Below are 24,609 nucleotides of genomic sequence, written 5' to 3'. Positions count from 1 at the left end.
GATTATCCTTGGTTGGATGCGGTCGAGACGTGCCGAACCTCGGGATCGAGGCGCGGGGAGTCGTTCGGCCGGATGGCCGGGCGGAACCGCAGCAGCCGTTTGTTCGGCCCCGGCAGCGAACCCTTGATAAGCACGTAGTCGCCGTCGACTTCGCCGTAGTTGACGAAGCCGCCGTCGACGCTGGCTTCGTCGCCGTCGCCGATTGCGATCAGGCGCTTGTTGAGTTCGGTTCGCTGGTGGTAGCCGGTCTGTCCTTGCTGGGGAACTGTGGAACGAACGCGCGAAGGGTTCCACGGACCGAGGTTGCCGATCCGTCGACGCCATCCCTGGCGTGCGTGTTTGCCTTTGCGTTTTTGGACGCCCCATCGCTTGACGGGACCTTGAGTTCCTTTCCCTTTGGTGACGCCCGAAACGTCGAGATACTCGCCCGCACGGAAGACATCGCCGAAACTGTGTTCGCCGCCGTCTTCGAGCAGGTCGAGTGCGAACTCGGCGCGCTCGTCGAGCGAGCCGCCGCCGATTCGCGTCTCCATGATGTCGGGTTTCGTTTTCGGGATGTTCTTGTTGTCGCCGGGGACGGTGTGGGTAATCAGACGCAGATCGTCTACATCGCCGTCGGCGATAAGTTCCCGAAGGGCCTCCGAGTCCTCCTCGAAGGTGATTTCTGCCGGAAGGTCGAGCGCACGGTCGAGATCGTCGTCGAACTCGGTGGCCCAGACCTCGGTGGTCGGCTTCTGTCCATACGGCGTGTCTTGGTAGGCTCGGACGGCAACCGCCCGCATCGGTGGCACCTCGACGACCGTGACGGGAACGGACTCTTCCATTCCTTCACGCGGCGAGTCTGCCTCGTCGTTGACCATGACAACGTGGGTCATGCCTGCTTTGTAGCCGGCAAAGCCCTGTGGAGCCGCTGCTCCGTCGTCGTCTGGCCACGAGCGAATACGTGGAACCTCGTCGGTTGCACGCTTCCGCGGGCCGTAGCCCAGCGAGCCTTTGCGTGGTCTGCTTGGTTGTGGCATTGTGTTACTCCGTGAGCGTGAGACAGCCGAGCGACGCGAACATCGCTTCCTCAGTTCGCACCGTCTCGCTGCCCTGTCGCGGAATCGTATTGAGCCAGCGGTCGAATCCCGGATCGGATTCAACGTGTTCGTCTGCCGCGACTGCGGCCGAGACTGCCTCGGGACTAATCCCGAGTATTTCCGGCAGCCCTCTACCAGGCGAGCCGAAGGCGACGGTCATTCCATCCGCGAGTTGCGGAAGGAGATCGCCGAGTCGAGCGTGGGAGAGTTGCTCCCCGTACTCGGATGTGGCGATCCGTAGCCCCGATTCGTCGTTGAGGGCAGCCGAGAGGCCCATGCAGTCGACGTCGAACCCCGCTGTGGGTTCGTCGACGAGTCGTGCACGGACCGGTTCTCTCGAAGAGATCCTGACGGTGACGCGCTCTCCCTCAGTGGGTGTCGCCATATCCGGCGGCACCATGAGCGAGATCGGGTGTTGCAGTCCGCAAGTGACCCGAACGCGGCCTTCAGATCCGACCTTGGTCACGATTCCTTGGTGTGTAGCCGGTCCCGCTGGACCGGCTACGGTCTGTGACGAAACGCGGAGCGGCGGAAGGATGCCCGCGAACTGCAGTTCGTCGCGTTTGCCCCATACCTCGTCTTTGAGATACGGGGGTGTCGCGGCGTACTGCAGCACAACGCGGACGAACTCCTCGCCCCATCGACGCTCGCCTTCCCGGTCGGGGAAGACGAGGAGTCGGTCGGCCCGGAATACCGCCGCCGCACGGGCGACGTAGCCGAGTTTGCGAGTTGCCTCGCGTTTGTCCTCGGCTTCGCGGACGACCGACGACGGAACCAGTAGTGTTAGTCCGTCCATCGGGTGTGCCTCGTCACTAGACTGTATGCTGGATTCCCAACGACACCCTAAAAGGCTAGCGGAATGAGTCCCCCCTGTGTCGCCTTCACACGGCTGGTAGAGCGCCTGTATCCGGGAATCACACTATTGGTTGGTGTACCATACCACACGACAAAGCAATGAGTTACTGGTTATGACGAGCCGCTGTCGACTCAATTTATAATTTCTATCTTCACGCGTACGCGAGTGGATGCGACGAGACACAGACAGAAGTCATCTCAGTAAAGCAGATCGGCATCGTTCTGAATCATATACAGACTCCTAGAGGCGATGTTGACCGCGTGGTCGCCGATGCGTTCGAGATCTCGAACGGTGAGCAAAAGCCGTGAAATATCCGAAAGTAGGCCTTCGCGGTCGACCCCGCTGGTCGTCGTCTCACGCCCCAAGAGATCACGAACCACCGTCTCGGAGGCGGCTTCGCACTGCTGGTCGACCAGAGCGTCACGGTCGGCCAGCTCGTAACACAGGGCGGCGTCCGCGTCGCCGTAGGCGATCATGGCGTCTTCGAGCATTGCGGTGACCGTCGTACCGATGTCCTGGATGTCGACCTCCGGCAAGCGCGTGCGGTCGGTCGCAAGCGAGTACTCGGCGAGGTTGACCGCGAGATCGGCAATGCGTTCGAGATCGGTGATGATCTTGAAGGAGGCTGCGATAAATCGGAGATCCGAGGCGACCGGCTGTTGGAGCGCCACGAGGTCGATACAGTCGCTTTCGAGATCCAGATACTGCTCGTTGATCTCGTCGTCACCGTCGATCACCTCGCGGGCCAACGATTCGTCGGTTTGTTCGAGTGCGGTGAGTGCAAGCCGAAGCCGGTCGAGAACGAGTTCGGACATATACAGCACGTCTTCGCCAAGTATGTCGAGGCGGTTCTGGTAGCTGACCCGTGGCATACCAGAGCGTGGCGCATAATACCATTTTAGGGTTTTGTGAATACAATATAACGTATATTACCGAATATGAAGTCGACTGGAGAACCTCGAGGAACAGCCTCGACACGGCTTCGGTTCTTCGTCTGGCAGATTGGCGGTGTATTGGGTACGACCCCGGCTTCGTCGGTTGGTTTTCTCACCCACGGGGCGTGGCTTTCGCAACGCTTATACATCCACCTCCGGTTAGATGTAAATGCGCACAAGGCGCGTCGGTAGTGTAGTGGTATCACGTAACCTTGCCATGGTTACAACCGGGGTTCAAATCCCCGCCGACGCATCTTCTCCCGAACACAACACCGCGAGCGACCGCCGTGTCGCTCGCACACCGTGTGAGGGTGTGATCGTCTCGCGGGGATTTGAACTAGAGAGCAACGCAAAGGCAGTGGGTAGAGTGACTGGAGTTCGAATTCCAGCCATAGGTTTCGTCGACCGAACGGTCGTGCTTATTGACGGTCAATCCATGTGACGACCACAAGTCCCACCGAGATAAGGACGAACGCCACCAGCGCGAGCCGTGGGATGGTGAAGATCCCAAAGCCCTGCCACAAAATAGCACCACAGCCGCCGCCGACCGAACACTGCGTACTCGGCAACACCTGAAGTGCAGTATGATACGCCGACACGCCGATTCCGAGCGCCGACAGGGGGAGCGCGGTCTTCCAGACCGCGGCCCGATCCTCCCAGGCGGCGACACCGAGGATCACGACCAGTGGATACATCAAAATCCGTTGGTACCAGCAGAGCCCACACGGTGTGAGCCCCGCGATTTCGCTGAAATAGAGGCTGCCACCGGTGGCAACCATCGCAACAAGCGTACAGCCAACGAGCAGTCGACGGCGCATACCACCCATATTTCGGATGGCTGATTGAACCTTCCGCTCACAGTGAGTCATCGAGCCTGACTGTCGCCACGGTATCCAGAGCAGTTAGAAACAACTCACGCGTAGTCGACATCATGACCGTCATCGCACTCCTGAGTGTCGCACCTGTTATCGAAGACAGCATGGCCGCGGAGGTCGCCGCAGCCGTCGATGCGCTCGACGACCACGATATCCGCTACGAAACGAACCCGATGGGAACCGTGATCGAAGCCGAGGATATCGACACCCTGCTGGCGGCGGTCGCGGATGCGCACAAAGCCGTCGACGCCGACCGCGTGAGCACCGTCCTCAAGATCGACGACAAACGTACCAGCGACGAGACGGCCGCCGAGAAGGTCGACGCTGTCGAGGACGTGCTCGGTCGCCCGGCACGGACGGACGACTGATCGGGACGTCGGGACAACTACGAATCCCTTTATTAGACGACGGCCAACCGGGGCGTATGGAGAGTATCAATCGCTCGGCCGTCGAGCTCGTCGACGAGGCGCTGGACTTCGCCGAGTCACTCGGCATCGTCGCTACCGAACTCGACTGCGGGTCGACCGTTCTCGATTTCGGTGTCGTTGCGGACGGCGGTATCGAAGCCGGGCTTATGCTGGCAGACATTCAAACCGCGGGACTCGCAACGATCTACACCCAGATGGGCCGCGTTGAGGGGGCCCCGATTCCCTACGTCGAACTGACAACCGACCACCCAGGCGTCTCGCTGTTGTGCTCCCAGAAGGCGGGTTGGGAGCTGGATTTCGAAGAGTTCAACGGCCTCGGCTCGGGGCCAGCGCGCGCGCTGGTCGGCCAGGAAACCGACTTCGAGCGTGTGGGCTACTACGACGAGTTCGATTTCGCCGTGCTCACCGTCGAGTCCATCGATCTGCCGGACGACCGGATCGCCGAACACGTCGCCGACCTCAGTAACGTTGAGCCAACGAGCGTTTTTCTGCCAACATATGCGGCGGGCTCGACCGTAGGCAGCGTCTCGATGGCCGCCCGGGCGGCGGAACTCGCCGTCTTTCGGCTGTCAGAACTCGGCTACCCACCCGCTGAAATCCTCTCGGCGACCGGCCGGGCCCCGGTCGCGCCGGTCAGTTACAACGAGTCAGTCGCGATGGGCCGGACCAACGACGCGCTCGCATATGGGGGCGAGGTCTATCTCCAGGTCCGCGAAGAATCGAACGTCTTCGACCAGGTTCCCTCGAACGCCCGCGAGGAGTACGGCGTTCCCTTCGAGCGCATCTTCGAGGAGGCCGACTGGGATTTCTACGCGGTCGACGAGCGCATTTTCGCGCCCGCGAAGGTGACTATAGATGTGGTCGACGGTGCGACCTACGTGCTGGGCGAAACCAACGAGGAGCTGGTCGCCGAATCGTTCGGCATCCGGTAGGCAATGCGATTTAAATGGGTTCCCGAGCCGCCTGATTCGGTCGACGCGGTGAGAGACGCCCAGCGAGCGATTCCGCTCGTTCCAGCCAGCGAGGCCAACTGTCTCCGGCGGTTGGTGAATCGAACCAACGAGATGGGAATCGGAAATCGGGACGACGCACAGCAGTGGCTGACGTTTCTGCGAGCCCTCGCACTAGTCGACCAAACACCAAGCGGCTACCGCCGAGAGCGTGTCGAACTCACGGCCAGCGAACTCGTTGAGCGACTACTCGACGGGATCTATGGCGCGCGTGAACTGTGTACTGTCTTCGAAAATACCGACGAGCCACTGTCGGTCGACGACCTCGATGCGCAAGCGGCTGTCGACCTGCCGACGTGGGAGCGACACCACCACGCCGATCCCGAGCGGATTCACCGGCGTAGACTGCACCGACTGGTCGACTGGTTCGTTCTCTGTGGAATCATCGAGCGAACTCCCACGGGCTATCGAGTGCGTACCGAACCAGTTTCCGAGCAAACCGAACGGTAGCGTAATCGGATAGTAGTCGACCACTACCTGCAAGTAGTCGTCGGCTACTCAGGGTGTGGTGTCGGTTCTCAGTTGTCGACCGAGACGACCGTCCCGACGCCTTTGCTGGAGCCTTCACGGAAGACGAACCGCTGGCCTTCTTCGACGAAGTACGGCCTGAATTTGAACTCGACAGTTGTTTTGCCAGTGTCGCCCGGCAGCAGTTTACCTCCCTCGGGCGAAAAGACGGCCGTCTCGCTGAGCGTCTCCAGATGGATCACGGGCTCGTAACCCTCAGAAATCCGGGTTGGGTGGTTCAGTACCATCACCTCGGCCTCGAACGAGCGCACTGGCTCGGGATCAGCCTCTCGAGGGAGCAGCACCATCCCGCGTTTGACCTCCGCTTCAGCCACACCCTTCAGGGCGATTCCGACGATTCGGCCCGCTTTGGCCTCGTCGACCCGGTGGTAGTGCATCTCTATCGACCGGACCTCGACCTCGCGGAAGTTTCCGTCAGGCATCGGCCCCAACAGGAGTTCGTCGCCTGCCGAAACCGACCCAGCGTTGATCGTGCCGGAGGCGACCGCGCCGACGCCGGTCACGTTGTAGGTGCGGTCGATGTACATCTGGAACTCGCTGTGCTCGTCGGTCGCCCGTTTCGGGAGCGTCTCGAAAAGGAGATCGAGGTCGTCCATCCCGTCACCGCGGACCGCACTCGTCCGAATGATCGGGACAACGGTCTCGTTGAGTTCGGTCGCGGCGGTTTCGACGCCGTACCGCTCGACCCGAAGCGGCGTTTTCTGGACGTCCCGCAGTAGCGTCTCGATCTCCTTTTCGACCTCGACAACGCGCTCGGGCGAGACCGCATCGACTTTCGTCACTGCCACGATCGTCGGCAGATCGGTCGCCAGCAGAATGCCGAGGTGTTCACGGGTCGTTTTCGTCGGGCCGTCGTCCGCAGCAACCGCCAGCAGACCGTAATCGATCTTCTGGCCGACCAGCCCCCGGATTGTCGTCCGGAGCCACGGCTCGTGGCCGACTGTGTCGACAAAGGAGACGAGTCGGGTGGCCTCCTGGACGACCTCCGCGCGGTCGGTCTTGCGGTGAGGATTGTCCATCCGCACGGGGTTGCCCGTCTCGTCGAAGCCGTAGACTGCATACGAGAGATCAGCCGACAGCCCGCGTTCGACCTCGTGAGGCTGAACGTCAAGAAAACTCCGCGTAAAACCGTCGCCGTCGTCGGGTTCGCCTGTGACGAGCGAGCCGACGAGCGTCGACTTTCCGTGGTCGACGTGGCCCGCCGTCCCGATGACGATGTGGCCGTTGTCGGCGGTGAGCATCGATCCCTCGCGGATCGTCGCCATGCCGACGAGACCGCCGTCGCCTGCGCTCCAGGTGTCGACGTTTTCGATGTGGGCACCCGCCTCTTCGGCGAGCAACGAAAGGACATCCATCGTTTCAGAAAAGTCGCCAGGAGCGATGCCGGCGATTCCGCCATCGTCGGTCACGCCGACGACGTAGGTGGCCTCACCGTCTCCCGAGAGCACCCGATGGCGGAGTTGGGCCGCCAGACTCTCCATTCGGCCATCGGCCAGATGAAGCGCCCGGGTGAGTCGTTCTTTGAACTCGATGTGGCCGCCGTCCTGTTCACCGCGCTTGAGGGCCTGCTGCAAAGCGGCCCGATCCGCGCTCATACCCGGAGTTTGGCAGGCGACAGTAAAACGCTTTTCATGCCGTGTGTCTCCATACCACGGTACGCGAAGGTTGGGATACTGTGACAACCGGACCAGTCAGTGTTCCGTTGAGCCTGTTTAAATAGAGGACTCACAGTACGGTCGACCGAGTGAGCTACTCGCTCAGCGTCTCGTAGGCCAGACTCACCTTTTTAAATCGCTGCTCGTCACCCGACTCCGTGTCCGGGTGGTACTGCTTTGCCTTACGGCGGTAGGCAGCCTTTATATCGGCCTCGTCGGCCGCCGCGTCGACGCCGAGGATTCGACGGGCATCGGAGATAGAGAGTCCCGCCGAACGGGGCGGTCGGTTCGACCGCGCCCGCTGCCGGTTGGTTCGGGCTCGTCGTGCGCGTTCGCGCGAAAACCGTCCCGAGTCCGTGCGAGCTCCACCGACCGCACCCGGATCGAAACCGACAGAGCGGTTACGTGCGCCCGGATTTCCGTCGACGACCTCGCGTCTGATTCGCTCGGCGAGTTTGCCACTGGCCTGATACCAGAGGAGATACGCCGAGCCGCCGAACGGGAGCGCCACCAACAGGAAAAACGGGTTCACCACGACACCGACAAGTAGCATGAGGACACAGATACCGAACAGCACCGCCGACACGCCGAGGATGAGCCCGTTTCGGTCCACTGGTGAGTACAACGGGTTGCATCATTGTAAGACTCTCGGGCACGCAGCCGTCGACTGACTGCCACAGGAGTTACGACATTTGCGGCCTTCTTTCGTCGACATGCGTACCGTTGGCATTTGTCACATCTGTTCGGCCGCCGAGGCACGCTACACCTGCACCCAGTGCGGGTCGCTGGCGTGTGCGGCTCACTTCGACCAGTCGACCGGCGTCTGTGATCGGTGTGCAGTCGGCCAGCGATGAGTCGCGTTACCGGTCTCGGTACTCGTTCAACCGATTTTTAAGCCGTTTTGCCGACTGTCCCGCGGCGGCCGCAAACGCCTCGCCCTGAGTCTCGCCAGCGTAGATGATCCCACGCGAAGAGTTGACGAGTCCGACGCCATCGGCACGCAGTCCGTACTTGACCGCAGCCTCGGCGTCGCCGCCCTGTGCGCCGACGCCCGGCACGAGAAACGGCAAGTCGGGCACTGCCTCGCGGATATCTTCGAGTTCGTCGGGGCCAGTCGCGCCGACGACGAGTCCGACGTTCTTGTGGGTGTTCCACAGGTCGGCGAGCGCCGCAACCCGTTTGTAGAGCGGTTCACCCGAATCGAGTTCGAGGTCTTGGAGATCTTCGCGACCGGGGTTCGAGGTTCGGCACAACACGAACACGCCCTTGTCGTCGCGGTCCAAAAACGGCTGGAGCGAGTCCCGACCCATGTACGGGTTGACCGTGATCGCGTCAACCTCGTCCAACACCTTGGCATACTGTCGGGTCGTGTTGCCGATATCGGCACGTTTGGCATCCAAGAGCACGGGCACGCCCTTGCCGTGGGCGTAGGCGATCGTTTCGCGGAGCGCCCGCCAGCCGTCGGCCGACTCGTAGAATGCGGCGTTGGGTTTGTAGCAGGCAGCGTGTTCGTGGGTGGCGTCGATGATACGACGGTTGAACGCCCACTGTGGGAGCTCGTGGTCGTGTAGATGTTCGGGAATTCGCTTTGGGTCCGTGTCGAGTCCAACTGAGACGACACTGTCGACAGTAGCGATCCGGTCGGCGAGCCGGTCGAAAAACGCGATGGCCATTAGCCCAAAGGTGTCGCGGCACTCTTAAGTCACCTTCTGTGTGGCTGGCTCGTCTTTTTATCTACGTGTGCTGTTACCCACGACAGTAGGCACTGCCTACCATTCGAGACGAGAGTGAGTCGACGCCTAACGAAACGCTATCGTGCAGAGACGGTGGTATGGATGGGCTCACCAGCGAACCGAGCCGGGGGCTCTCGCGACACGAGCCCAGCCTGTGGCTCATCGTGATCCTGTTTTTCGGCGTTGGAGATCTGGTAACGACGGGCATCGGGTTGCAGATCAGTGGTATCGTCGAAGTCGGACCGCTCGCTGGTCCCGTGATCGACGTCTACGGGTTGGCTGGAATGAGCCTTCTGAAAGGAGTCATCATCGCTGGAAGCTATGGCGTCTGGCAGACGATTCCACGGCCCCACTGTGTCGGGGTGCCGCTCGCGCTGGCGGTCGTCGGTGTCATCGTAACGGGGTGGAATACGGTGATCGTCTCGACGGTGCTGTTGGGGTGACTCACGCCGATTACTCGAGTTCGCGTGGGATCACGGCCATCGGTCGACTCGAATGGAGCAACACCTGTTCGGTGACGCTGCCGATCGCGACCTTGCTCGTCGGCGTTGGTTTCCTGACGCCCAGAACGATCTCGTCGGCGTCGACTGTTTCGGCACACGAGAGGATGTCTTCGGCCGGGACGTTGCCCCGCACGAACTGGTGTGTTTCGACGGTTGTCACGCCACCCAGACGCGAGTAGATCGCGTTGAGCGCGTCCTCGCCATCCCGAAGCGCCTCGGCTGTTGCGGTCTGTTCGTCGAGATGGGAGTTGATCGCGTGAACGGTGTCGCTGTCGTCGACTCGGTCTGTGAGATAGTCACAGAGGGCGGCGCTGGTGTGAACCGAGTTCGTTGCCACCACGAATGTCGTCATAGATGTGTGAATAGTGGCTACCGTGATAAACCCAAGTGACAGATTCACCCGAGTCAGCCCGCAGACGGAGAAACAGAACTGACCGATACGTTTCAAACCGTGTGAGTGGGTCTCGTTTGAGCCGTCGACCTCATGTATCGCGACGACGAGTATCGGTCGAATGCGTTCGAACTGTCGACGACACCGACCGACAGCACAGAGCCCGACCGTCATCGGTGTCGACATCGATGACGAAACACGGTGTGCCCACTACCACACCGACCGGGATGTCGTTGCGATCCGATTGCCCTGCTGTGGAACGTACTACGCCTGTTTTCAGTGCCACGACAGCTGTGTCGACCACGACGCCGTCCAGTGGTCTCGCGATCAGTTCGATCACCCGGCCGTACTGTGCGGCGTCTGTGGCAGCGAACTCACGATTCGAGCGTACCTCGACTGTGACCATCGGTGTCCGACCTGCGAGGCCGAATTCAATCCGGGCTGTCGACACCATGCCGACCGATACTTCGCAGTCGATTCGGTCAAATGACTGTTTCGACCGGTGATATTTAACGCTCGCCGCAGGAGAGTCGACCCATGAGTAAAGATTCGCTCGAATGGGAGACAGTGGCCTCCGAAGTCGATTACGAGTGTCCGGGCTTCGCAATACAGCGGGATGCAGTCAGGCTTCCCGACGGCACAGTCACCGACTACCACCACGTCGACGAGTCGCCCGCCGTCGTTATTCTTCCTCTAACGCCGGATGAGGACGTGGTCGTCATCGAAGAGTGGCGACAGGCCGTCGGCAGGGTCAACCGAGGACTACCAGCTGGCTCGGTCGAAAAGGACGAAGACGTCTTCGATGCCGCCCGACGGGAGCTCCGCGAGGAAACCGGCTACGAGGCCGATCGGCTCGAACACCTACTGACGGTCGAGCCGTCGAACGGCATCGCCAACTCGGTCCATCACCACTTCGTCGCCTACGACTGCGAGCCGGCTGGCGAGCGGGAGTTGGATTTCAACGAGAGCATCCGTGTCGACGTTACGCCGTACGACGAGTATCTCTCGGCCGTTGTCGACAACAAGCTATCTGATGGCCGTGCTGCACTGGCGATCACGCAGTACGAACTGACACGACGCTGACCGGCGATCAGCCCTCGAACGCAATCCTTACCGAGCCACCGCCGGTAGCTCGGGTATATGCGCGACCACTTCGAGATCCGGGATGCCGACGGGGCCGGACGGATCGGCCGACTTGACGTCCCGCGGGCCGACCGAACGATCGAAACGCCCGCCCTGCTTCCAGTAATCAACCCCAACACCCTGACCGTCGAGCCCTCTCGGCTCGAATCCGAGTTCGACGTCGACATCCTCATCACCAACTCATACATTATTCGCCAGACAGAGCGCCTTCGGGGGCGGGCGCTCGACGAGGGACTCCACGAACTGCTCGGGTTCGACGGCGCGATCATGACTGACTCGGGCTCGTTCCAGCTCGCCGAGTACGGCGATATCGAGGTGTCGACCGAAGAGATCCTTCGGTTCCAGTACGAGATCGGCTCCGATATCGGCACGCCGGTCGACATTCCAACCCCACCTGATGTCAGTCGTGAGCAGGCGGAATCCGACCTACAGATCACCGAGCAGGCGCTGGCCGATGCCGAAAAGCTCGATCTCGGCGAGATGCTTATAAATGCTCCCGTTCAGGGCTCTACGTACCCCGACTTGCGCGAGCAGGCGGGTCGACACGCCGCAGCGACGGATCTCGACGTATTCCCGATTGGTGCGGTTGTACCGATGATGAACAACTACCGCTACGCCGATCTCGTCACGACGGTGGCGGCAGCCAAACGCGGACTTTCGGTCGACTGTCCGGTCCACCTCTTCGGCGCTGGCCACCCGATGATGCTCGCGTTGGCGGTTGCGCTTGGCTGTGATTTGTTCGATTCGGCAGCCTATGCGCTTTACGCACGCGCGAGACGATACCTCACCGTCTCGGGCACCCAACAGCTCGACGATCTCGACTACTTCCCGTGTTCGTGTCCGATTTGTGCCGAGTACACGCCCGCAGATCTGCGAGCCGAAGCCGACGACGATCGTGAACGACTGCTCGCCGAGCACAACCTCCACGTCACGTTCGAGGAACTCCGCCGAATCAAGCAGGCGATCCGAAGCGGAAACTTGCTCGAACTCGTCGACCGGCGCGCACGGGGCCATCCCGCCATGTACGACGGCTATCGGGCACTCATGGATCACGCTGACCAACTCGAACGTGAAGACCCTGTCTCGAAGGGCACCTTCTTTTATACATCGCCCGAGAGCGCGCGTCGACCCGAAGTCCTGCGGCACCACCGGCGACTCGAACGGTTCGAGACACCCAACCGGCTGCTGTTGACCGAAGCTGGCGCACCCGAAAGCAATGAGTATGACGACGCCTGGCGCATCGTCGCTCCCTTCGGCCCGTTTCCCCGCGAACTCTCCGACAGCTATCCGTTGACTGCAGCCGTTCCCGATCGAGCCGACCGGAACGGCCAGCTCGCAGCCGCGGATGGCGTTCGGGCGCTCGTCGAGGCCAACTCGGACACCGAGTTCACGCTCGCCATCGAGGAGTGGCACCCCGACGCCGTCGACCGAATACCTGATCGGGTGATGGTCGAATGGCTGTCGGACATTCAGGACTCGGTAGCCTAACCGGTCGGCGGGGAGAGCTTTCCGGCTGGACAGCGAGCTATATGCGTGATGAACTTCGTCTACATGGCCGCCGGGATCGTGGTGATCGGCGTCGTGGTCGTCGACCTATTGTGGACCACCCTCTGGGTCGAAGGAGGTGCGGGCCCGCTGACGGCCCGCCTGATGGCCCGAACCTGGTTCGTCATGCGAGCGACGGTCGGCCAGTATCCCCGGTTACTGAGCCTCTCGGGACCGATCCTGTTGGTGTCGACGCTGTCAGTGTGGATCGTCCTGTTGTGGACCGGCTGGACGCTCGTGTTTATGAGCGGGAGCGTTCCGCTCATCGACACCGTGGGGACCGGACCAGTTTCGTGGGTAGACCGGCTCTACTTCGTCGGTTACACACTGTTTACACTGGGAAATGGCGATATCGTTCCCCGCGATGGCTGGTGGCAGATCGCGACCACACTGACGACTGCCAGTGGCATGCTCTTCATTACGTTGGGCGTCACGTACGTCCTGTCAGTGTTGGATGCGGTCACGCAGAAACGCGCCTTCGCAAGCGGGGTCACCGGCCTCGGTTTGCGGAGCGAGGAGGTCGTCCGTCGAGGATGGAACGACGAGACCTTGAGTGGGCTCGAACTGCCGTTATCCACGGCGACCTCACAGCTCAACACTCTCGCCTCGAACCACCGTGCCTACCCGCTTCTCCACTACTTTCACAACGCCAACCCCGAACGGGCACCAGTGGTTGCAATCGTGGTGTTAGACGAAGCACTCACGCTCATCGAAGATGGGATTCCTGCAGAACGCCGTCCGAGCCAGCCGATAGTCGTCAACGCCCGTTCGAGCGTCGACAGCTACCTCGAAATCCTCCGAAGCGCGTTCATTACCCCTGCCGAACAAACCCCGCCACCGCCCGATCTGGCCTCGCTCCACGAGGTGGGGGTTCCAACGGTCGACCATGAGGCGTTCGAAACATCGGTCGACGAGCGTGCCGAACGGCGACAAGCACTGCTCGGCCTCGTCAACTCGGATATGCGGGAGTGGCCGGCGTCCGGAGACGATCAACGCTGAGTTGTGATCGACAGTAGCCGGTCGCTACTCGTCGGTAGTCCGTGTATACTGCACCACTATGTCGACCGCAGCGCAGCCGCCGACTCAGTCGAGAGAACCACACAGTCGGAGGGGCCACTTATTTAAAACCAGCCAGCACCTCGGTGATTCAATCCCGATGGGTGGCTGAAGCCTGCAAAAGGCCGAATACGACTGGGATACCCCCACGCAACCGCACGCTCGACGGTCAATCAGCGATCGCGGTCTCGTCGGCCTGCCCGCCCCACAGGTCCGCGTACGTGCCGCCCGCGGCGACCAGTTCGTCGTGGGGCCCCTGCTCGATTAGTTCGCCGTCTTCCATCACAACCACCCGGTCGGAATCCCGAATCGTTGACAGCCGGTGGGCGATCACCAGCGCCGTGCGGTCGGCAATCAGCCGCGAGAGGCTCTCCTGAATGTGGCCTTCGGTCTCGGTGTCGACGTCGCTGGTGGCCTCGTCGAGGATAATGATCGCAGGATCGTTGAGAATGGCCCGCGCGATGGCGAGTCGCTGGCGCTGGCCGCCCGAGAGTTTCACACCGCGCTCGCCGATCTCGGTGTGGTAGCCCTGTGGCAGTTCGGTAATAAATCGGTCGGCCTCGGCGGCGTCAGCCGCTTCGACCACGTCGGTAGGCACCGAGTCGCCCTCCCGGAGCGCCGAGAGGACGTCCGCGTCGCCGTAGGCGATATTCTCAGCCACCGTGCCTGAAAAGAGGTACGGCGACTGGCCGACGATGACGATCTCCCGGCGGAGATCCTGGCGGGCGTACTCGCGGACGTCGACGCCGTCGACCCTGACGGCTCCCGCGTCCACGTCGTAGAACCGGGGGACGAGGCGGGTGAGCGTCGACTTTCCCGCCCCCGTCTCACCGGCGAGACCGATCGTCTCTCCGGCCGTGATATCGAGCGAGACGTCCCGGATGACTGGCTCGCGATCGCCATAGGCGAACGTCACGTGGTCGGACTCGATGTCTCCGTTTATTGTGTCGACGACGTGGGGGTCGACCGGGTCGGAGACGGTTGGCGTCTGGCCAAGCAAGCCGAAGACACGTTCGGCGCTGGATTTGGCCTGCTGGTATCGGTTGGCCGACCGACCAATCCGCCGCATCGGCGAGTAGAGCCGCCGGAGATAGAGAAAAAACAGGGCGAACGCGCCGGTCGAGAGCGCTCCCGCATCGCCGAGCAGGATGACATCCCGGCCACCCACGTAGAGAATGGCGACGAAGGCAACGCCAGTCAGCAGCCGGAGGCTCGCGAAAAAGCCACGCCGCATACGAAGCGCTCGGACCTGTTCGTCGTGGTAGCGGTCGCTCTGAGCGGCGACCCGGTCGTACTCGAAGGTGTAGCGGTCGAACGTCTTGATCACGTCGCCGCCTGCGATATTGTTCTCCAGTCGGGCGTTCAGTCGCCCAACGGTCTCGCGGATCGACTTGTATCGGGGCTCGATCCAGGTGAGGAACTTCGCGCTGGCAAGGCCGATAATCGGCACCGGAAGTAGGGCGATAGTGGCGAGTTTCGGCGAATAGCTCCAGAGGATCACGGTGATTCCCCCAACCGTCGCAACAACGCGGATCAGCTGGCGGAACTCGGTGTTCAAAAACCGTTCGAGGCGGTTGATGTCGCTGTTGAGGATCGACAGCATGCCGCCGGTCTGATGGTCGACGAAGAAATCCATCGAAAGCCGCTGAAGGTGGTCGTAGGCGTCGTTCCGGAGATCCCGCTGGATTTTCTGAGCGGTCGACTGCAGCAGGTACCGCGAGACAAATCGCGTCACCGAACGAACCAGGTACGCGATCGCGGCGATGGCGACCAACCGCCGAAGCAGGGCGAGTCGGGCAGCCTCACCTGTAATCTCACCGGTCGGCAGCAGTCCTACGTCCGTCAGCAGTCCGGGATCGGGCCCACTGAGCACGACGCGGTCGATGGCGGCGGCGACAACGAGCGCCGGGACCAGGCGAGCAAACCGTGTGAGAACGGCTGCGATGACGCCAGCGAGAAGCCGCGGCCAGTAGCGCAGGGCGTACCGGAGGAGTCCGACCATCGGGTGGCCGTCGACGTTCTCACGGATCGCTTCGAACCCGCCGTGTTCGTCGGCCATACTCGACCTACTGGCTGTCCCAGTGTAACACTGACGTTCGACGCCCGCTGCCAGTGAGGTTGCGTTTCTCAGTCCATCGTGGCTCAGACGGCCGGAGTAGTCGACGACTACCACTGAAAGACACGTATAGTAGTCAACACCTAACGCCGTAGTACTCCGCAAAAACCGCTTCCCGAAGTGCGGGGGAAGATCGTGTATGGAGTACGACACATGGTCGACTGAACAGGATTCGACGACCGTCACCGTCGACGGTCACGACCTCGATGTCGCCTACTACGACGCGGGCGACGGCCCACCGATCGTGTTCTTGCATGGGATTCCGACCTCGTCGTACCTCTGGAGCGGCGTTGTGACCGACCTCGCTACTGACTACCGGGTGATTGCCCCCGATATGGTGGGCTACGGCAACTCCGCCCAACACGACAGTTTCGACCGCTCGATTCGCGCGCAGGAGGCGATGGTCGACGACCTGTTGTATCAACTCGATGTCGGCCCTGTCGCGTTTGTCGGCCACGATCTTGGCGGCGGCGTCGGGCTTCGGTACGCGGTCCACAAGCCGCAGGCCGTCGACCGACTTGTTCTCTCCAATGCGGTCTGTTACGACTCGTGGCCGATCGAGTCGATCGTCAACCTCGGCCTCCCGTCGACGATCGAGTCGATAGGCGTCGACGACGTGCAGGGCATGCTCGACGGGATGTTCCGCGACGGGCTCGTGGACGACGATGTCGACGAGCAGTTCGTCGCGGGAATGAAAGCGCCGTGGGACTCCGAGGAGGGCCGGATTTCCCTGTCGCGGTGTGCGATCGCGACGAACACGAACCATACGACCGAGGTCGACCCTGGGGAGGTCGACGCCCGAACCCTGTTGCTGTGGGGTGCTGACGACGAGTTCCAGCCGATCTCGTACGGCGAACGGCTTGAATCCGATATTCCGAATGCCGAACTCGTCGGGCTTGATGGGGCCAATCACTGGGTCATCGAAGATCGCCCCGAGGCCTACCGCGAGGAACTACGGACGTTTCTCGACAACGAACCGTAGGAGGTGAGTACTGTTTTGTGAAAGAATCGATGGCGTCGACTGCTCGCAGTAGGCAGTGGCTACTGGGGGCTATCCGGAACCGATCCAGCCATTCGATCACTGAAATCCCACGTATAGGTGCGCGAAGGGGTGATCCGGATCCGGACTTCCTCTCGGTCGGGCGAGAGCAATCGCTCGGCCAACGGTGAGTCGGTTCCACCGAGGTACCGGTTGAGGAGGCCTTTTAAAAGCGTCTTGTCGAGATCAGGGTCGACACTCGCGGTTCCATTCCCTCTGACACCTTTATATGGTGGCTCGTTGGTCGAGATCTCGAACGCCACACGGTCGTCGTGGGCGAGGTAGTCGACGACGTCGGCTTCGGCGCTGGTCGCACACCACAGCGCGTCGTCTCGGTAGCGATACCACAGCGAGAGCATCCAGAGGTCGCCGTTGGGACGTCGACACGAGAGCCGAAGCGGGATCGTCTCGGCAGTGAGAAACGACTCGGTTCGCTCACGGCCCCACGCGCCAGTTGGATCCATACCGGCGAATCGACCGGCAACTGGAAAAACCCCCAGGTCGACGAAAAGCAAGATAGTTCACGCTCGCCTGCCGAACCCTGGTATGACCGACTATTTCGAAGTTCTCGACCGCGACGGCGCGGCCCGTCTCGGCGAACTGCGGCTCTCGACACCGCGTTTCACTCCGGCGCTTGTTGACGACGTGCTCGTCGACGCTGGCAGCCAGTGGACGGCCGACCGGCCGATTCCCGAGGGTGACGCCGACCGGCTGACACTGCTGCCACACCGATCATTGCCCGCAGGCACGCGCGAGGAGGTCCGTGAGGCGTTCGCGACACAACCCGTCGACGTCGACTTCCCCGCCGCCGCGGTCGTCTCCTCGCAGTCGCCCCGCGACCTCGGCGTCGACGCCTATATTCTGAGTGACGCCTCAGGGGTTGTCGGTCACGGTGAAGCATTTAAAGACGCAATCGTCCGCACGAAAGACGCGCTTCCGGCCGATACCGCGATCGTGCTGTCGGGCGTTGCGACACCGGTGAACGTGGCGACGCTGGTGTTTGCGGGCGTCGACGCGGTCGACGCCAAACTGGCGAAAATAAAAGGGAGCCAAGGCATGTATCTGACCAGCGACGGCGAAGCCTTCCTCGAAGACCTCCGAGAGCTTCCCTGTAGCTGTCCGGCCTGCCAGCAGCCTCGTGAGGAGTTCGGCCAGGCCGAGTGCATCGACCACAACGTGAACGCGCTCGACGCCGAACTCCGACGGGTCAGAGAGCGAATCCGGGCCGGTCGACTGCGCGACTACATCGAGGGACAGGCCCGCCACGACAACTGGCTCACGGCTGCGTTTCGGGAGTTCGACAGCCAGTATAGCTACATAGAGGCCCGAACCCCGGTGATCAGAAACACCGAACTCGCCGCGGCGACGAGCGATTCGATTCGTCGGGTTGAGATTCAGCGCTTTGCCGAGCGTGTGACGACCCGCTACCGCAACCGGTTCGAGAATCCACTCGTGCTCGTCCCGTGTTCGGCCCGCAAACCCTACAGCGACTCCCAGAGCCACGGACAGTTCCACGACGCCATCGCCTTCCGCGGCCACACGGTCTCGATGACCTCGCCGATTGGTGTCGTCCCGCCTGAACTCGAACTCACCTACCCGGCCCAGCACTACGATTCGGTGGTAACGGGTCGCTGGTCCGAGGACGAAATCCAGTTCGTCGCCGAAGTGCTCCGGCGCTACCTCCAGCGAAACGACTACCCACGGATTATCGCGCACGTCCCCGAACACGGCTACCGCGAAATCGTCGAACGCGTGGAACCGGATCTGAACGTCGACGTCGAGTACACCGTCGAGGGCCACCCCACCTCCTCGCAGTCGCTGTCGAACCTCGCGAGCGCAATGGCTGGCGAACTCAAATACTCGAAACGCGAACGCGAGCACAACACGGTCAAAGCGATCGCAGACTACCAGTTCGGGCCCGACGCAGGCGACCTGCTGTTCGATGAGATAGACATTCGAACCACCGGACGGTATCCGAAACTGCAAGTTCGCAACAGTGACGGCGAACAGCTGGCGACGATGGTTCCACAGTACGGCATGCTGGCGATGACGCTCGAAGGAGCCGACCGCTGGGTCGACAGCGACGCGCCAACGAAACTCGTCGAGATCGATGGCTTCGTTCCCCACGGCAGCGTGCTCGCACCGGGCGTGATCGACGCGAGTGAGGAGATTCGACCGGGCGATGAGGTCGTCATTCGTGGGCCGAAGGCGTTCGGGATCGGGCGCGCCGAGATGAGCGGCCCCGAAATGGTCGACTCGTCACGTGGGGTCGCCAGTGAGGTTCGCCACGTCAGAAAGCGGTAATCCCAGCGGGATACGAAAGGGTAGATACAGTGACGATTCGTTAAACCACTGTTTGGTGTCGTCGGACACGTGAAGAACACAACTGACAGCTCCTGGGAGAATGGGCTGACAGAACGGACCGGATGCCGGACAGCCGAAGGCAGGTTTAACACACCCGTAGCACCAATCATCTCCTGAGCAACAGCGTGTACATATGAGTGATGGCTATGACGACTGGTGAAAAAAACCCAATCGGCGAGAGTGGTGACCACCCGATACTGCTGTTCGATGGGGTCTGTAATCTCTGTAACGGCACAATCCAGTATATTATTCCACGCGATCCAGAGGGACGGATCCGATTCGCGCCGCTCCAATCGGCGCTCGGAAACCGGGTTCGACAGCAAAGCGGCCTGTCGACCGACAACCTCGAAACGGTCGTGTTGGTCGACGACGGGCAAATCTACACTAAATCCGACGCGGCGATCCGTGTCGGCGAACACCTCGGCGGCATCTACCGACTGTTGTCACTGGGCCGCCTCGTGCCGGGGTGGGTCCGCGACCGACTCTACGACGTCGTGGCCGCAAACCGGTACGACTGGTTCGGAAAGAAGGACCAGTGTATGGTTCCTGACGAGGACGTGAACGACCGATTCCTCAGGTAGCGAGTTCCTACTTTCGGTAGCTGATGACTACTGACGGGTTTTGTGGTAGTGTCACAATAAACAAAACATTCAGTATGAGGGACGTGTAAGGAGACGCAATGCTTCGGTCGATCCGGGTCCTCTACGTCGACGACGATCCACAGTCACTGGATGTGATCCCCAGTCGATGTGAATCGGTCTCTGAACTTCGATTCGACACCGAATCCCGACCGCGGAGTGTTTCGGATAAACTGGACGAGAAGCTAGACTGTTTGATCACGGATTACCGGATGCCGACGATGGATGGTATCGAGCTGCTTGAGGTCGTCTCACAGCAACAACCCGACCTTCCGATTGTGTTGTTGACCGGTCATGGTGGCGGCGAAATCGCCTCGGAGGCGTTGCAGAAAGGTGCCACCGAGTACATGGAGAAAACGACCGCGATCGAACAGCCCGACCTGCTGGCAAATCGGGTTCGGAACGCGGTCGAACAGATGCGCCGTGAAAAGACGAACCGTACGCTGGCGGCCGACGCCAACCGGTTTATCGGGGCGACCTCACCCACTGCCGTCTACGAAACCGCCGTCGAGCTCACCTGCGAGACCCTCGGCTTCGAGGGTGCCGCAGTAATCGCATCAGGCCCAGAGGGACGCTCTGTCGTCGCTCACAGCGGATTGTCGGCATCGCTCCGCAAGCAGCTTCCTACCGCAGACCCGGTTTCTACGGTAGCCGACACAGCAGAGCCGGTTGTCGTCGAACCTGAGACAGTCGAATCACTCGAAACAGTGAGCTGTTGGGCCTCACTCGGTAGCCATGGGGTGCTGGTCGGTCGAACCGCGGAAGCCGACACCGCGGTCGACTACCTCCGTGATGCGATACTGATTGTCGCAACAAACACCGAAAGCGCCTTGACGCGGCTCGAACAGGCCGCGCTGCTGGACGAACACAAACAGGAACTCGAACGGCAGCGAACCGAACTAACCTCACTCAGACAGACAAACGAGGTGATCCGGTCGGTAAACCGGGCGATTACCAGTGTGAGTTCACAACGCGAAATAGAGCGGCTCGTATGCGAACGGCTTGTCGGTGACGACCGGTACACGTACGCCTGGATCGGCGAATACGATCTCGAAACCAACCGCGTGACCCCCCGAGCGAAAGCTGGACTCGGGGCAAACGTCGTGGTCGACTCGCCTGTTTCGTTAGCAGATCGATACTGCTCCGAGACGCTCGAAACCTTGCTTGATCGCCCGCAGGTTGCGGTCGAAACGCCGACAGAGACGTCACAATCCGGTGAGACGAGTTTCAGATACGTCACCGAAACCGAGGCTGATTCGGGCACTGCAGCTCTCGTTCCGATCGTCCACAACGGGGTATTGTATGACGTACTGGTGGTGTACTCGTCGAATCAGACGACAGTTGGCCACCGCGAACAGGACGTGTTGGCCGAACTCGGCGAGACGATCGGCTACGCGCTTCGGACGGCCGAACAACGGCGTGCACTCGTCGGCGATGCGGACACCGAGGTCGTTTTCGAGATCGACTGTGAAACCGAGCAACTCAGTACGCTGTCGGCGCGTATCGATTGCACGATCAGTATCGAAAGCCAATACACGCGTTCGGATGGCCGTCTCCGACAGTTCGTTCTCGTTGAACAGACGGATCCGGACGCGTTTTTCGAGACTGCCAAGCAGATAGGGTTCGAAGAGCCAGCCGTGCTGGTCGAACGCGAGGCGTGTTTCGTCGCAACGTTGACCACCGATAGGAATCCGATCGTCGACTGTCTGGCCGAACAGGGTGTCTCACTTACCGCGTTTCGCGCGACCGGAGGCCACGCGACAGTCTCAATCTCAGTCCCCGAGACGACCGACGTTCGGACGCTGGCAGAGCAGTTCTCCACCACGTTTTCACAGGTCGAACTCCGAGCCAAACGACAGCTCGATACCTCGGTCGACACACCCCAAGGTTTTTCCCAACAACTCGAAGAAACGCTCACAGACCGACAACACGAGACGCTGCAAGCGGCGTACCATGCGGGATTCTTTGCATGGCCACGGACAAACACCGGCGAAACGATCGCTGAGCGACTCGGGATCTCTGGACCGACGTTCCTCCAGCATCTCCGTGCAGGCCAACAGAAACTACTCACAGAACTCTTCGAACAGGAACAAGGGATATCTAACTGACCGTCTTTTCGGAGAGAATTATTATCATCGAACATTAAGAACCTATGCACATTGGGGCATCGGTTTGAATGTGCCTATATGCATAGGTATAATTACTAATAACGTGGGTTGTATGGTTGCTTATGTGTCTAAGCTGGCGGTCCGTACTTCAACAGTGCGACGCACTGGTGGTATGACTACCGGCGTTCGGACGGCACATGCAATCCCACCACAACTCCGTGGTCACCAATCCACTGGGTCACAGCCGTCTCACCCCTGGGCTGCGTGACCGACGGTGACTACTGTCTGTGTGGCCCCCGCTGTCGCTTCTCCTCCCACCACACTTCGACCGCACGCTACCCGGGTTGGCAGTGCGATGCGGTTTTATCGCTTAGGCGAGAACTACGCCCAATGAGCAAGCCGAGCCCAGAGGTGTACGAAGACGGGCGCGGGATGGACGCACACAATTCGGTGATGCGCGAGATCCGCGGTCTCAAAGAAAAGCACTACGACCCACACGAGCCCACGCGTGTCTGGGTCGACGAGGACAACACCCCTGACGGCGTCTACGAGTCACTGACGATCATCCTCAACACCGGCGGCTGCCGGTGGGCGCGGGCGGGTGGCTGTACGATGTGTGGCTATGTCGCCGAGAGCGTCGAGGGCGGCACCGTCGAACACGAGGCGCTGATGGACCAGATCCAGGCCTGTCTGGACCACGAGGCCGACAACACCGACCAGCCCACCGATCTGATCAAGATCTACACCTCCGGCTCCTTCCTCGACGAGCGCGAGGTCCCCACCGAAACCCGCCGGGCGATCGCCGAGACGTTCGGCAACCGCGAGCGGATCGTCCTCGAATCCTTGCCGGATTTCGTCGACGAGAATAAACTCACGGATTTCACCGACCAGGGGCTCGCGGTCGACGTGGCCATCGGCCTCGAAACGGCGACCGACCGCGTACGCCACGACTGTGTGAACAAGTATTTCGAATTCACCGATTTCGAGGCTGCCTGCGCCACTGCCAAGGAAGCAGGTGCGGGCGTCAAGGCCTACCTCCTGATGAAGCCGCCGTTCCTCTCGGAGCCCGAGGCCCGCGACGACATGGCAGAGTCAATCCGGCGGTGTGCCGCCGTCGACGGTTGCCACACGGTGTCGATGAACCCCTGTAACGTCCAGCGCTACACGATGGTCAACGAACTCTTTCGAGCGGGCGGCTACAGACCGCCGTGGCTCTGGTCGGTCGCGGATGTACTAGAGCAGACCGCGGACGTCGACGCGATCGTCATTTCGGACCCAGTAGGCCACGGCTCAGATCGGGGCGCGCACAACTGTGGAGAGTGCGACGACAGAGTCCAGAAGGCGATCAAGGACTTCGATCTCCGGCAGGATTCGAGTGTGTTCGGGCAGGTCGACTGTGACTGCAAGCGGACGTGGCAACTGGTCATCGAAGAGGAGACGAGTTACGCGATGCCGTTGGCGCGGTAGGGACCGACTACTGAAATATACGTTCTATTTAAAATCCGCTCGAAGTAGGTCTGCACCGAGTCAATCAAGCACGGAAGCCAGTCAAAATCGCTTGTCCATCAGTTCCGCCGACATCCGGCAGCGTCGACCGCTCGGGATGGGGCATCAACACGGCGACCGATTCGTGCTCGCCCAAAATCCCGGCGACGTTGCCAGTCGACCCGTTGGGATTCGCCGCCTCGGTGAGTTCACCATCAGCGTCACAGTACCGGAACAGCACGCGGTTGTCGGCCTCCAGTTTCTCGTAGCGCTCGTCGGTGATCTCGAAGCGACCCTCACCGTGGGCGATCGGGATTTCGATAACGTCGCCCTCGTCAAACTCTTTGGTCCACGGCGTCTCCGCGTTCTCGACCCGCAGAAAGACGTGTTCACACTGGAAGCGGGCGCTCTCGTTTGTCGTAAACGCGCCGTCGGTGAGCCCGGATTCGCTGCCGATCTGCGCGCCGTTGCAGACGCCCAAAACTGGCGTTCCGTCCGCGGCAGCGTCGCGGATCTCGGCCATGACCGGCGACCGGGCGGCCATCGCGCCCGCACGGAGGTAATCGCCGTAGGAGAAGCCGCCGGGAAGCATGATCCCCGTGGTATCCGCTGGGAGACCGTCTTCGTGCCAAACGCGTTCGGCGTCGATCCCGAGATACCTGAGTGCCCTAACCGCATCCCGGTCGCAGTTCGAGCCGCCGAACTGGATAACGGCGACAGTCATCGGTCCCCGTCGGCCTCCGCGACCGACACCTCGTAGTCGTGGATCGTGGGATTCGCCAACAGGCGCTCGGCCATCTCCTCGGCACGTTCGGCGGCTTCGGAGGCGTCGTCGGCCGCGAGGTCGACTTCGTAGCGGTCGGCCGCTCGGAGCGCAGAGAGGTCGAAGCCGAGTCGTTGGAGCGCCTGCTTGGTAGTTTCGGCCTCTGGATCGAGCACGCCGTGTTTCAGCCGCACAGTGACGGTCGCAGTGTAGGCAGTCATACGCGAGGGTGGGCGAGCGTGGTCAAAAGCTCTTTTGGAACCGCGCGTTTGGGCACGTTCGTGGATAACACTCGCGTATGTGGACCATTCGAAGGATGGACACGTTTTTGGCTCCGGGTTGCTTTCGGCCGGTAATGA

26 protein-coding genes and 1 tRNA gene are annotated in these 24,609 nt (G+C 61.3%); 15 read left to right on the top strand and 12 right to left on the bottom strand.

Annotated features, from left to right (window positions below):
- Positions 1–2 precede the first annotated feature (2 nt).
- The 3 genes from O2S87_RS02075 to phoU all read right to left on the bottom strand — a co-directional run bounded on the left by O2S87_RS02075 (position 3) and on the right by phoU (position 2,807).
- The gene (locus tag O2S87_RS02075; RefSeq protein WP_475407142.1) at positions 3–1,019 is read right to left on the bottom strand and encodes a 50S ribosomal protein L3; all 1,017 of its coding nucleotides are present in this window, start codon (positions 1,017–1,019) and stop codon (positions 3–5) included.
- Positions 1,020–1,023: 4 nt separating this feature from the next.
- A complete protein-coding gene (locus tag O2S87_RS02070) occupies positions 1,024–1,875 on the bottom strand; it encodes a putative RNA uridine N3 methyltransferase (RefSeq protein ID WP_475407141.1) in 852 nt (283 codons plus the stop codon).
- Between the two features lie 257 nt (positions 1,876–2,132).
- Positions 2,133–2,807, bottom strand: a complete 675-nt coding sequence (gene phoU, locus O2S87_RS02065) for a phosphate signaling complex protein PhoU (RefSeq protein WP_475407140.1) — start codon at positions 2,805–2,807, stop codon at positions 2,133–2,135.
- A gap of 245 nt (positions 2,808–3,052) precedes the next feature.
- Here phoU and O2S87_RS02060 point away from each other — a divergent pair.
- Positions 3,053–3,123 (top strand) — tRNA-Gly (locus O2S87_RS02060).
- Between the two features lie 166 nt (positions 3,124–3,289).
- Here the strand turns inward: O2S87_RS02060 and O2S87_RS02055 are convergent.
- Positions 3,290–3,697, bottom strand: coding sequence for a disulfide bond formation protein B (locus O2S87_RS02055; RefSeq protein WP_475407139.1), 408 nt, complete (start codon positions 3,695–3,697; stop codon positions 3,290–3,292).
- Between the two features lie 104 nt (positions 3,698–3,801).
- On the opposite strand from O2S87_RS02055, the gene O2S87_RS02050 reads away from it, so the two are divergent.
- The 3 genes from O2S87_RS02050 to O2S87_RS02040 are packed head-to-tail and all read left to right on the top strand — an operon-like array spanning position 3,802 to position 5,633.
- Positions 3,802–4,113 carry an MTH1187 family thiamine-binding protein gene (locus O2S87_RS02050; RefSeq protein ID WP_475407138.1) on the top strand — a complete coding sequence of 104 codons (312 nt, stop codon included), beginning with the start codon at positions 3,802–3,804 and terminating at the stop codon, positions 4,111–4,113.
- Between the two features lie 56 nt (positions 4,114–4,169).
- Positions 4,170–5,105, top strand: coding sequence for a methenyltetrahydromethanopterin cyclohydrolase (gene mch / locus O2S87_RS02045; protein ID WP_475407137.1), 936 nt, complete (start codon positions 4,170–4,172; stop codon positions 5,103–5,105).
- Between the two features lie 3 nt (positions 5,106–5,108).
- The gene (locus O2S87_RS02040) at positions 5,109–5,633 is read left to right on the top strand and encodes a double winged helix-containing putative transcriptional regulator (RefSeq protein ID WP_475407136.1); all 525 of its coding nucleotides are present in this window, start codon (positions 5,109–5,111) and stop codon (positions 5,631–5,633) included.
- A gap of 68 nt (positions 5,634–5,701) precedes the next feature.
- On the opposite strand, the gene O2S87_RS02035 is transcribed toward O2S87_RS02040, so the two are convergent.
- On the bottom strand, positions 5,702–7,306 hold the full coding sequence (locus tag O2S87_RS02035; protein WP_475407135.1) for a GTPBP1 family GTP-binding protein: 1,605 nt from the start codon (positions 7,304–7,306) through the stop codon (positions 5,702–5,704).
- A 154-nt stretch (positions 7,307–7,460) separates the two neighbouring features.
- Positions 7,461–7,979: a J domain-containing protein gene (locus O2S87_RS02030; protein ID WP_475407134.1), complete on the bottom strand. Its 519-nt coding sequence runs from the start codon at positions 7,977–7,979 to the stop codon at positions 7,461–7,463.
- Positions 7,980–8,079: 100 nt separating this feature from the next.
- On the opposite strand from O2S87_RS02030, the gene O2S87_RS02025 reads away from it, so the two are divergent.
- The gene (locus O2S87_RS02025) at positions 8,080–8,220 is read left to right on the top strand and encodes a zinc finger HIT domain-containing protein (RefSeq protein WP_475407133.1); all 141 of its coding nucleotides are present in this window, start codon (positions 8,080–8,082) and stop codon (positions 8,218–8,220) included.
- A gap of 6 nt (positions 8,221–8,226) precedes the next feature.
- Here the strand turns inward: O2S87_RS02025 and pyrF are convergent, their stop codons facing one another.
- Positions 8,227–9,033: an orotidine-5'-phosphate decarboxylase gene (gene pyrF / locus O2S87_RS02020; protein WP_475407171.1), complete on the bottom strand. Its 807-nt coding sequence runs from the start codon at positions 9,031–9,033 to the stop codon at positions 8,227–8,229.
- A 164-nt stretch (positions 9,034–9,197) separates the two neighbouring features.
- Here pyrF and O2S87_RS02015 point away from each other — a divergent pair, with 164 nt between their 5' ends.
- On the top strand, positions 9,198–9,542 hold the full coding sequence (locus O2S87_RS02015; protein WP_475407132.1) for a DUF5658 family protein: 345 nt from the start codon (positions 9,198–9,200) through the stop codon (positions 9,540–9,542).
- Positions 9,543–9,552: 10 nt separating this feature from the next.
- On the opposite strand, the gene O2S87_RS02010 is transcribed toward O2S87_RS02015, so the two are convergent.
- Complete coding sequence (locus O2S87_RS02010; protein ID WP_475407131.1) at positions 9,553–9,954, bottom strand: universal stress protein; 402 nt, start codon at positions 9,952–9,954, stop codon at positions 9,553–9,555.
- A gap of 160 nt (positions 9,955–10,114) precedes the next feature.
- On the opposite strand from O2S87_RS02010, the gene O2S87_RS02005 reads away from it, so the two are divergent.
- The 4 genes from O2S87_RS02005 to O2S87_RS01990 are packed head-to-tail and all read left to right on the top strand — an operon-like array spanning position 10,115 to position 13,680.
- Positions 10,115–10,483 (top strand): CHY zinc finger protein, encoded by a 369-nt coding sequence (locus O2S87_RS02005; RefSeq protein ID WP_475407130.1) that lies wholly within the window; start codon positions 10,115–10,117, stop codon positions 10,481–10,483.
- Positions 10,484–10,530: 47 nt separating this feature from the next.
- Positions 10,531–11,076, top strand: a complete 546-nt coding sequence (locus O2S87_RS02000) for an NUDIX hydrolase (RefSeq protein WP_475407129.1) — start codon at positions 10,531–10,533, stop codon at positions 11,074–11,076.
- 57 nt (positions 11,077–11,133) lie between these two features.
- Positions 11,134–12,624: a tRNA guanosine(15) transglycosylase TgtA gene (gene tgtA / locus O2S87_RS01995; RefSeq protein ID WP_475407128.1), complete on the top strand. Its 1,491-nt coding sequence runs from the start codon at positions 11,134–11,136 to the stop codon at positions 12,622–12,624.
- A gap of 48 nt (positions 12,625–12,672) precedes the next feature.
- Positions 12,673–13,680, top strand: coding sequence for a potassium channel family protein (locus O2S87_RS01990; RefSeq protein ID WP_475407127.1), 1,008 nt, complete (start codon positions 12,673–12,675; stop codon positions 13,678–13,680).
- A 226-nt stretch (positions 13,681–13,906) separates the two neighbouring features.
- Here the strand turns inward: O2S87_RS01990 and O2S87_RS01985 are convergent, their stop codons facing one another.
- Positions 13,907–15,796, bottom strand: a complete 1,890-nt coding sequence (locus O2S87_RS01985) for an ABC transporter ATP-binding protein (protein WP_475407126.1) — start codon at positions 15,794–15,796, stop codon at positions 13,907–13,909.
- Positions 15,797–15,992: 196 nt separating this feature from the next.
- Here O2S87_RS01985 and O2S87_RS01980 point away from each other — a divergent pair, with 196 nt between their 5' ends.
- On the top strand, positions 15,993–16,835 hold the full coding sequence (locus O2S87_RS01980) for an alpha/beta fold hydrolase (RefSeq protein ID WP_475407125.1): 843 nt from the start codon (positions 15,993–15,995) through the stop codon (positions 16,833–16,835).
- Between the two features lie 59 nt (positions 16,836–16,894).
- On the opposite strand, the gene O2S87_RS01975 is transcribed toward O2S87_RS01980, so the two are convergent.
- Positions 16,895–17,356, bottom strand: a complete 462-nt coding sequence (locus tag O2S87_RS01975) for a pyridoxamine 5'-phosphate oxidase family protein (RefSeq protein WP_475407124.1) — start codon at positions 17,354–17,356, stop codon at positions 16,895–16,897.
- 82 nt (positions 17,357–17,438) lie between these two features.
- Here O2S87_RS01975 and arcS point away from each other — a divergent pair, with 82 nt between their 5' ends.
- From arcS to O2S87_RS01955, 4 genes are all read left to right on the top strand, one after another.
- Positions 17,439–19,196: an archaeosine synthase subunit alpha gene (gene arcS, locus O2S87_RS01970; RefSeq protein WP_475407123.1), complete on the top strand. Its 1,758-nt coding sequence runs from the start codon at positions 17,439–17,441 to the stop codon at positions 19,194–19,196.
- Positions 19,197–19,402: 206 nt separating this feature from the next.
- The gene (locus O2S87_RS01965; protein WP_475407122.1) at positions 19,403–19,837 is read left to right on the top strand and encodes a thiol-disulfide oxidoreductase DCC family protein; all 435 of its coding nucleotides are present in this window, start codon (positions 19,403–19,405) and stop codon (positions 19,835–19,837) included.
- Between the two features lie 98 nt (positions 19,838–19,935).
- Complete coding sequence (locus O2S87_RS01960) at positions 19,936–22,002, top strand: bacterio-opsin activator domain-containing protein (protein WP_475407121.1); 2,067 nt, start codon at positions 19,936–19,938, stop codon at positions 22,000–22,002.
- Positions 22,003–22,392: 390 nt separating this feature from the next.
- Complete coding sequence (locus tag O2S87_RS01955; RefSeq protein ID WP_475407120.1) at positions 22,393–23,469, top strand: archaeosine biosynthesis radical SAM protein RaSEA; 1,077 nt, start codon at positions 22,393–22,395, stop codon at positions 23,467–23,469.
- A gap of 64 nt (positions 23,470–23,533) precedes the next feature.
- Here O2S87_RS01955 and purQ read toward each other — a convergent pair whose 3' ends face one another.
- Both purQ and purS read right to left on the bottom strand, forming a co-directional pair.
- A complete protein-coding gene (purQ, locus tag O2S87_RS01950) occupies positions 23,534–24,211 on the bottom strand; it encodes a phosphoribosylformylglycinamidine synthase I (protein WP_475407119.1) in 678 nt (225 codons plus the stop codon).
- The gene (gene purS / locus O2S87_RS01945; RefSeq protein WP_475407118.1) at positions 24,208–24,471 is read right to left on the bottom strand and encodes a phosphoribosylformylglycinamidine synthase subunit PurS; all 264 of its coding nucleotides are present in this window, start codon (positions 24,469–24,471) and stop codon (positions 24,208–24,210) included. The genes purQ and purS overlap by 4 nt, the downstream gene beginning before the upstream one ends.
- Positions 24,472–24,609 lie beyond the last annotated feature (138 nt).

Source organism: Halohasta sp. A2 (assembly GCF_056175805.1).
The sequence above is the reverse complement of the archived record's forward strand: the minus strand, read 5'-3'. Positions and strand labels throughout refer to the sequence as shown.

Coding starts and splice junctions, on each gene's coding strand:
- O2S87_RS02075 (WP_475407142.1), bottom strand. CDS start 1,019: ATGCCACAACCAAGCAGACCACGCAAAGGCTCGCTGGGCTACGGCCCG.
- O2S87_RS02070 (WP_475407141.1), bottom strand. CDS start 1,875: ATGGACGGACTAACACTACTGGTTCCGTCGTCGGTCGTCCGCGAAGCC.
- phoU (WP_475407140.1), bottom strand. CDS start 2,807: ATGCCACGGGTCAGCTACCAGAACCGCCTCGACATACTTGGCGAAGAC.
- O2S87_RS02055 (WP_475407139.1), bottom strand. CDS start 3,697: ATGGGTGGTATGCGCCGTCGACTGCTCGTTGGCTGTACGCTTGTTGCG.
- O2S87_RS02050 (WP_475407138.1), top strand. CDS start 3,802: ATGACCGTCATCGCACTCCTGAGTGTCGCACCTGTTATCGAAGACAGC.
- mch (WP_475407137.1), top strand. CDS start 4,170: ATGGAGAGTATCAATCGCTCGGCCGTCGAGCTCGTCGACGAGGCGCTG.
- O2S87_RS02040 (WP_475407136.1), top strand. CDS start 5,109: ATGCGATTTAAATGGGTTCCCGAGCCGCCTGATTCGGTCGACGCGGTG.
- O2S87_RS02035 (WP_475407135.1), bottom strand. CDS start 7,306: ATGAGCGCGGATCGGGCCGCTTTGCAGCAGGCCCTCAAGCGCGGTGAA.
- O2S87_RS02025 (WP_475407133.1), top strand. CDS start 8,080: ATGCGTACCGTTGGCATTTGTCACATCTGTTCGGCCGCCGAGGCACGC.
- O2S87_RS02015 (WP_475407132.1), top strand. CDS start 9,198: ATGGATGGGCTCACCAGCGAACCGAGCCGGGGGCTCTCGCGACACGAG.
- O2S87_RS02010 (WP_475407131.1), bottom strand. CDS start 9,954: ATGACGACATTCGTGGTGGCAACGAACTCGGTTCACACCAGCGCCGCC.
- O2S87_RS02005 (WP_475407130.1), top strand. CDS start 10,115: ATGCGTTCGAACTGTCGACGACACCGACCGACAGCACAGAGCCCGACC.
- O2S87_RS02000 (WP_475407129.1), top strand. CDS start 10,531: ATGAGTAAAGATTCGCTCGAATGGGAGACAGTGGCCTCCGAAGTCGAT.
- tgtA (WP_475407128.1), top strand. CDS start 11,134: ATGCGCGACCACTTCGAGATCCGGGATGCCGACGGGGCCGGACGGATC.
- O2S87_RS01990 (WP_475407127.1), top strand. CDS start 12,673: ATGAACTTCGTCTACATGGCCGCCGGGATCGTGGTGATCGGCGTCGTG.
- O2S87_RS01985 (WP_475407126.1), bottom strand. CDS start 15,796: ATGGCCGACGAACACGGCGGGTTCGAAGCGATCCGTGAGAACGTCGAC.
- O2S87_RS01980 (WP_475407125.1), top strand. CDS start 15,993: ATGGAGTACGACACATGGTCGACTGAACAGGATTCGACGACCGTCACC.
- O2S87_RS01975 (WP_475407124.1), bottom strand. CDS start 17,356: ATGGATCCAACTGGCGCGTGGGGCCGTGAGCGAACCGAGTCGTTTCTC.
- arcS (WP_475407123.1), top strand. CDS start 17,439: ATGACCGACTATTTCGAAGTTCTCGACCGCGACGGCGCGGCCCGTCTC.
- O2S87_RS01965 (WP_475407122.1), top strand. CDS start 19,403: ATGACGACTGGTGAAAAAAACCCAATCGGCGAGAGTGGTGACCACCCG.
- O2S87_RS01960 (WP_475407121.1), top strand. CDS start 19,936: ATGCTTCGGTCGATCCGGGTCCTCTACGTCGACGACGATCCACAGTCA.
- O2S87_RS01955 (WP_475407120.1), top strand. CDS start 22,393: ATGAGCAAGCCGAGCCCAGAGGTGTACGAAGACGGGCGCGGGATGGAC.
- purQ (WP_475407119.1), bottom strand. CDS start 24,211: ATGACTGTCGCCGTTATCCAGTTCGGCGGCTCGAACTGCGACCGGGAT.
- purS (WP_475407118.1), bottom strand. CDS start 24,471: ATGACTGCCTACACTGCGACCGTCACTGTGCGGCTGAAACACGGCGTG.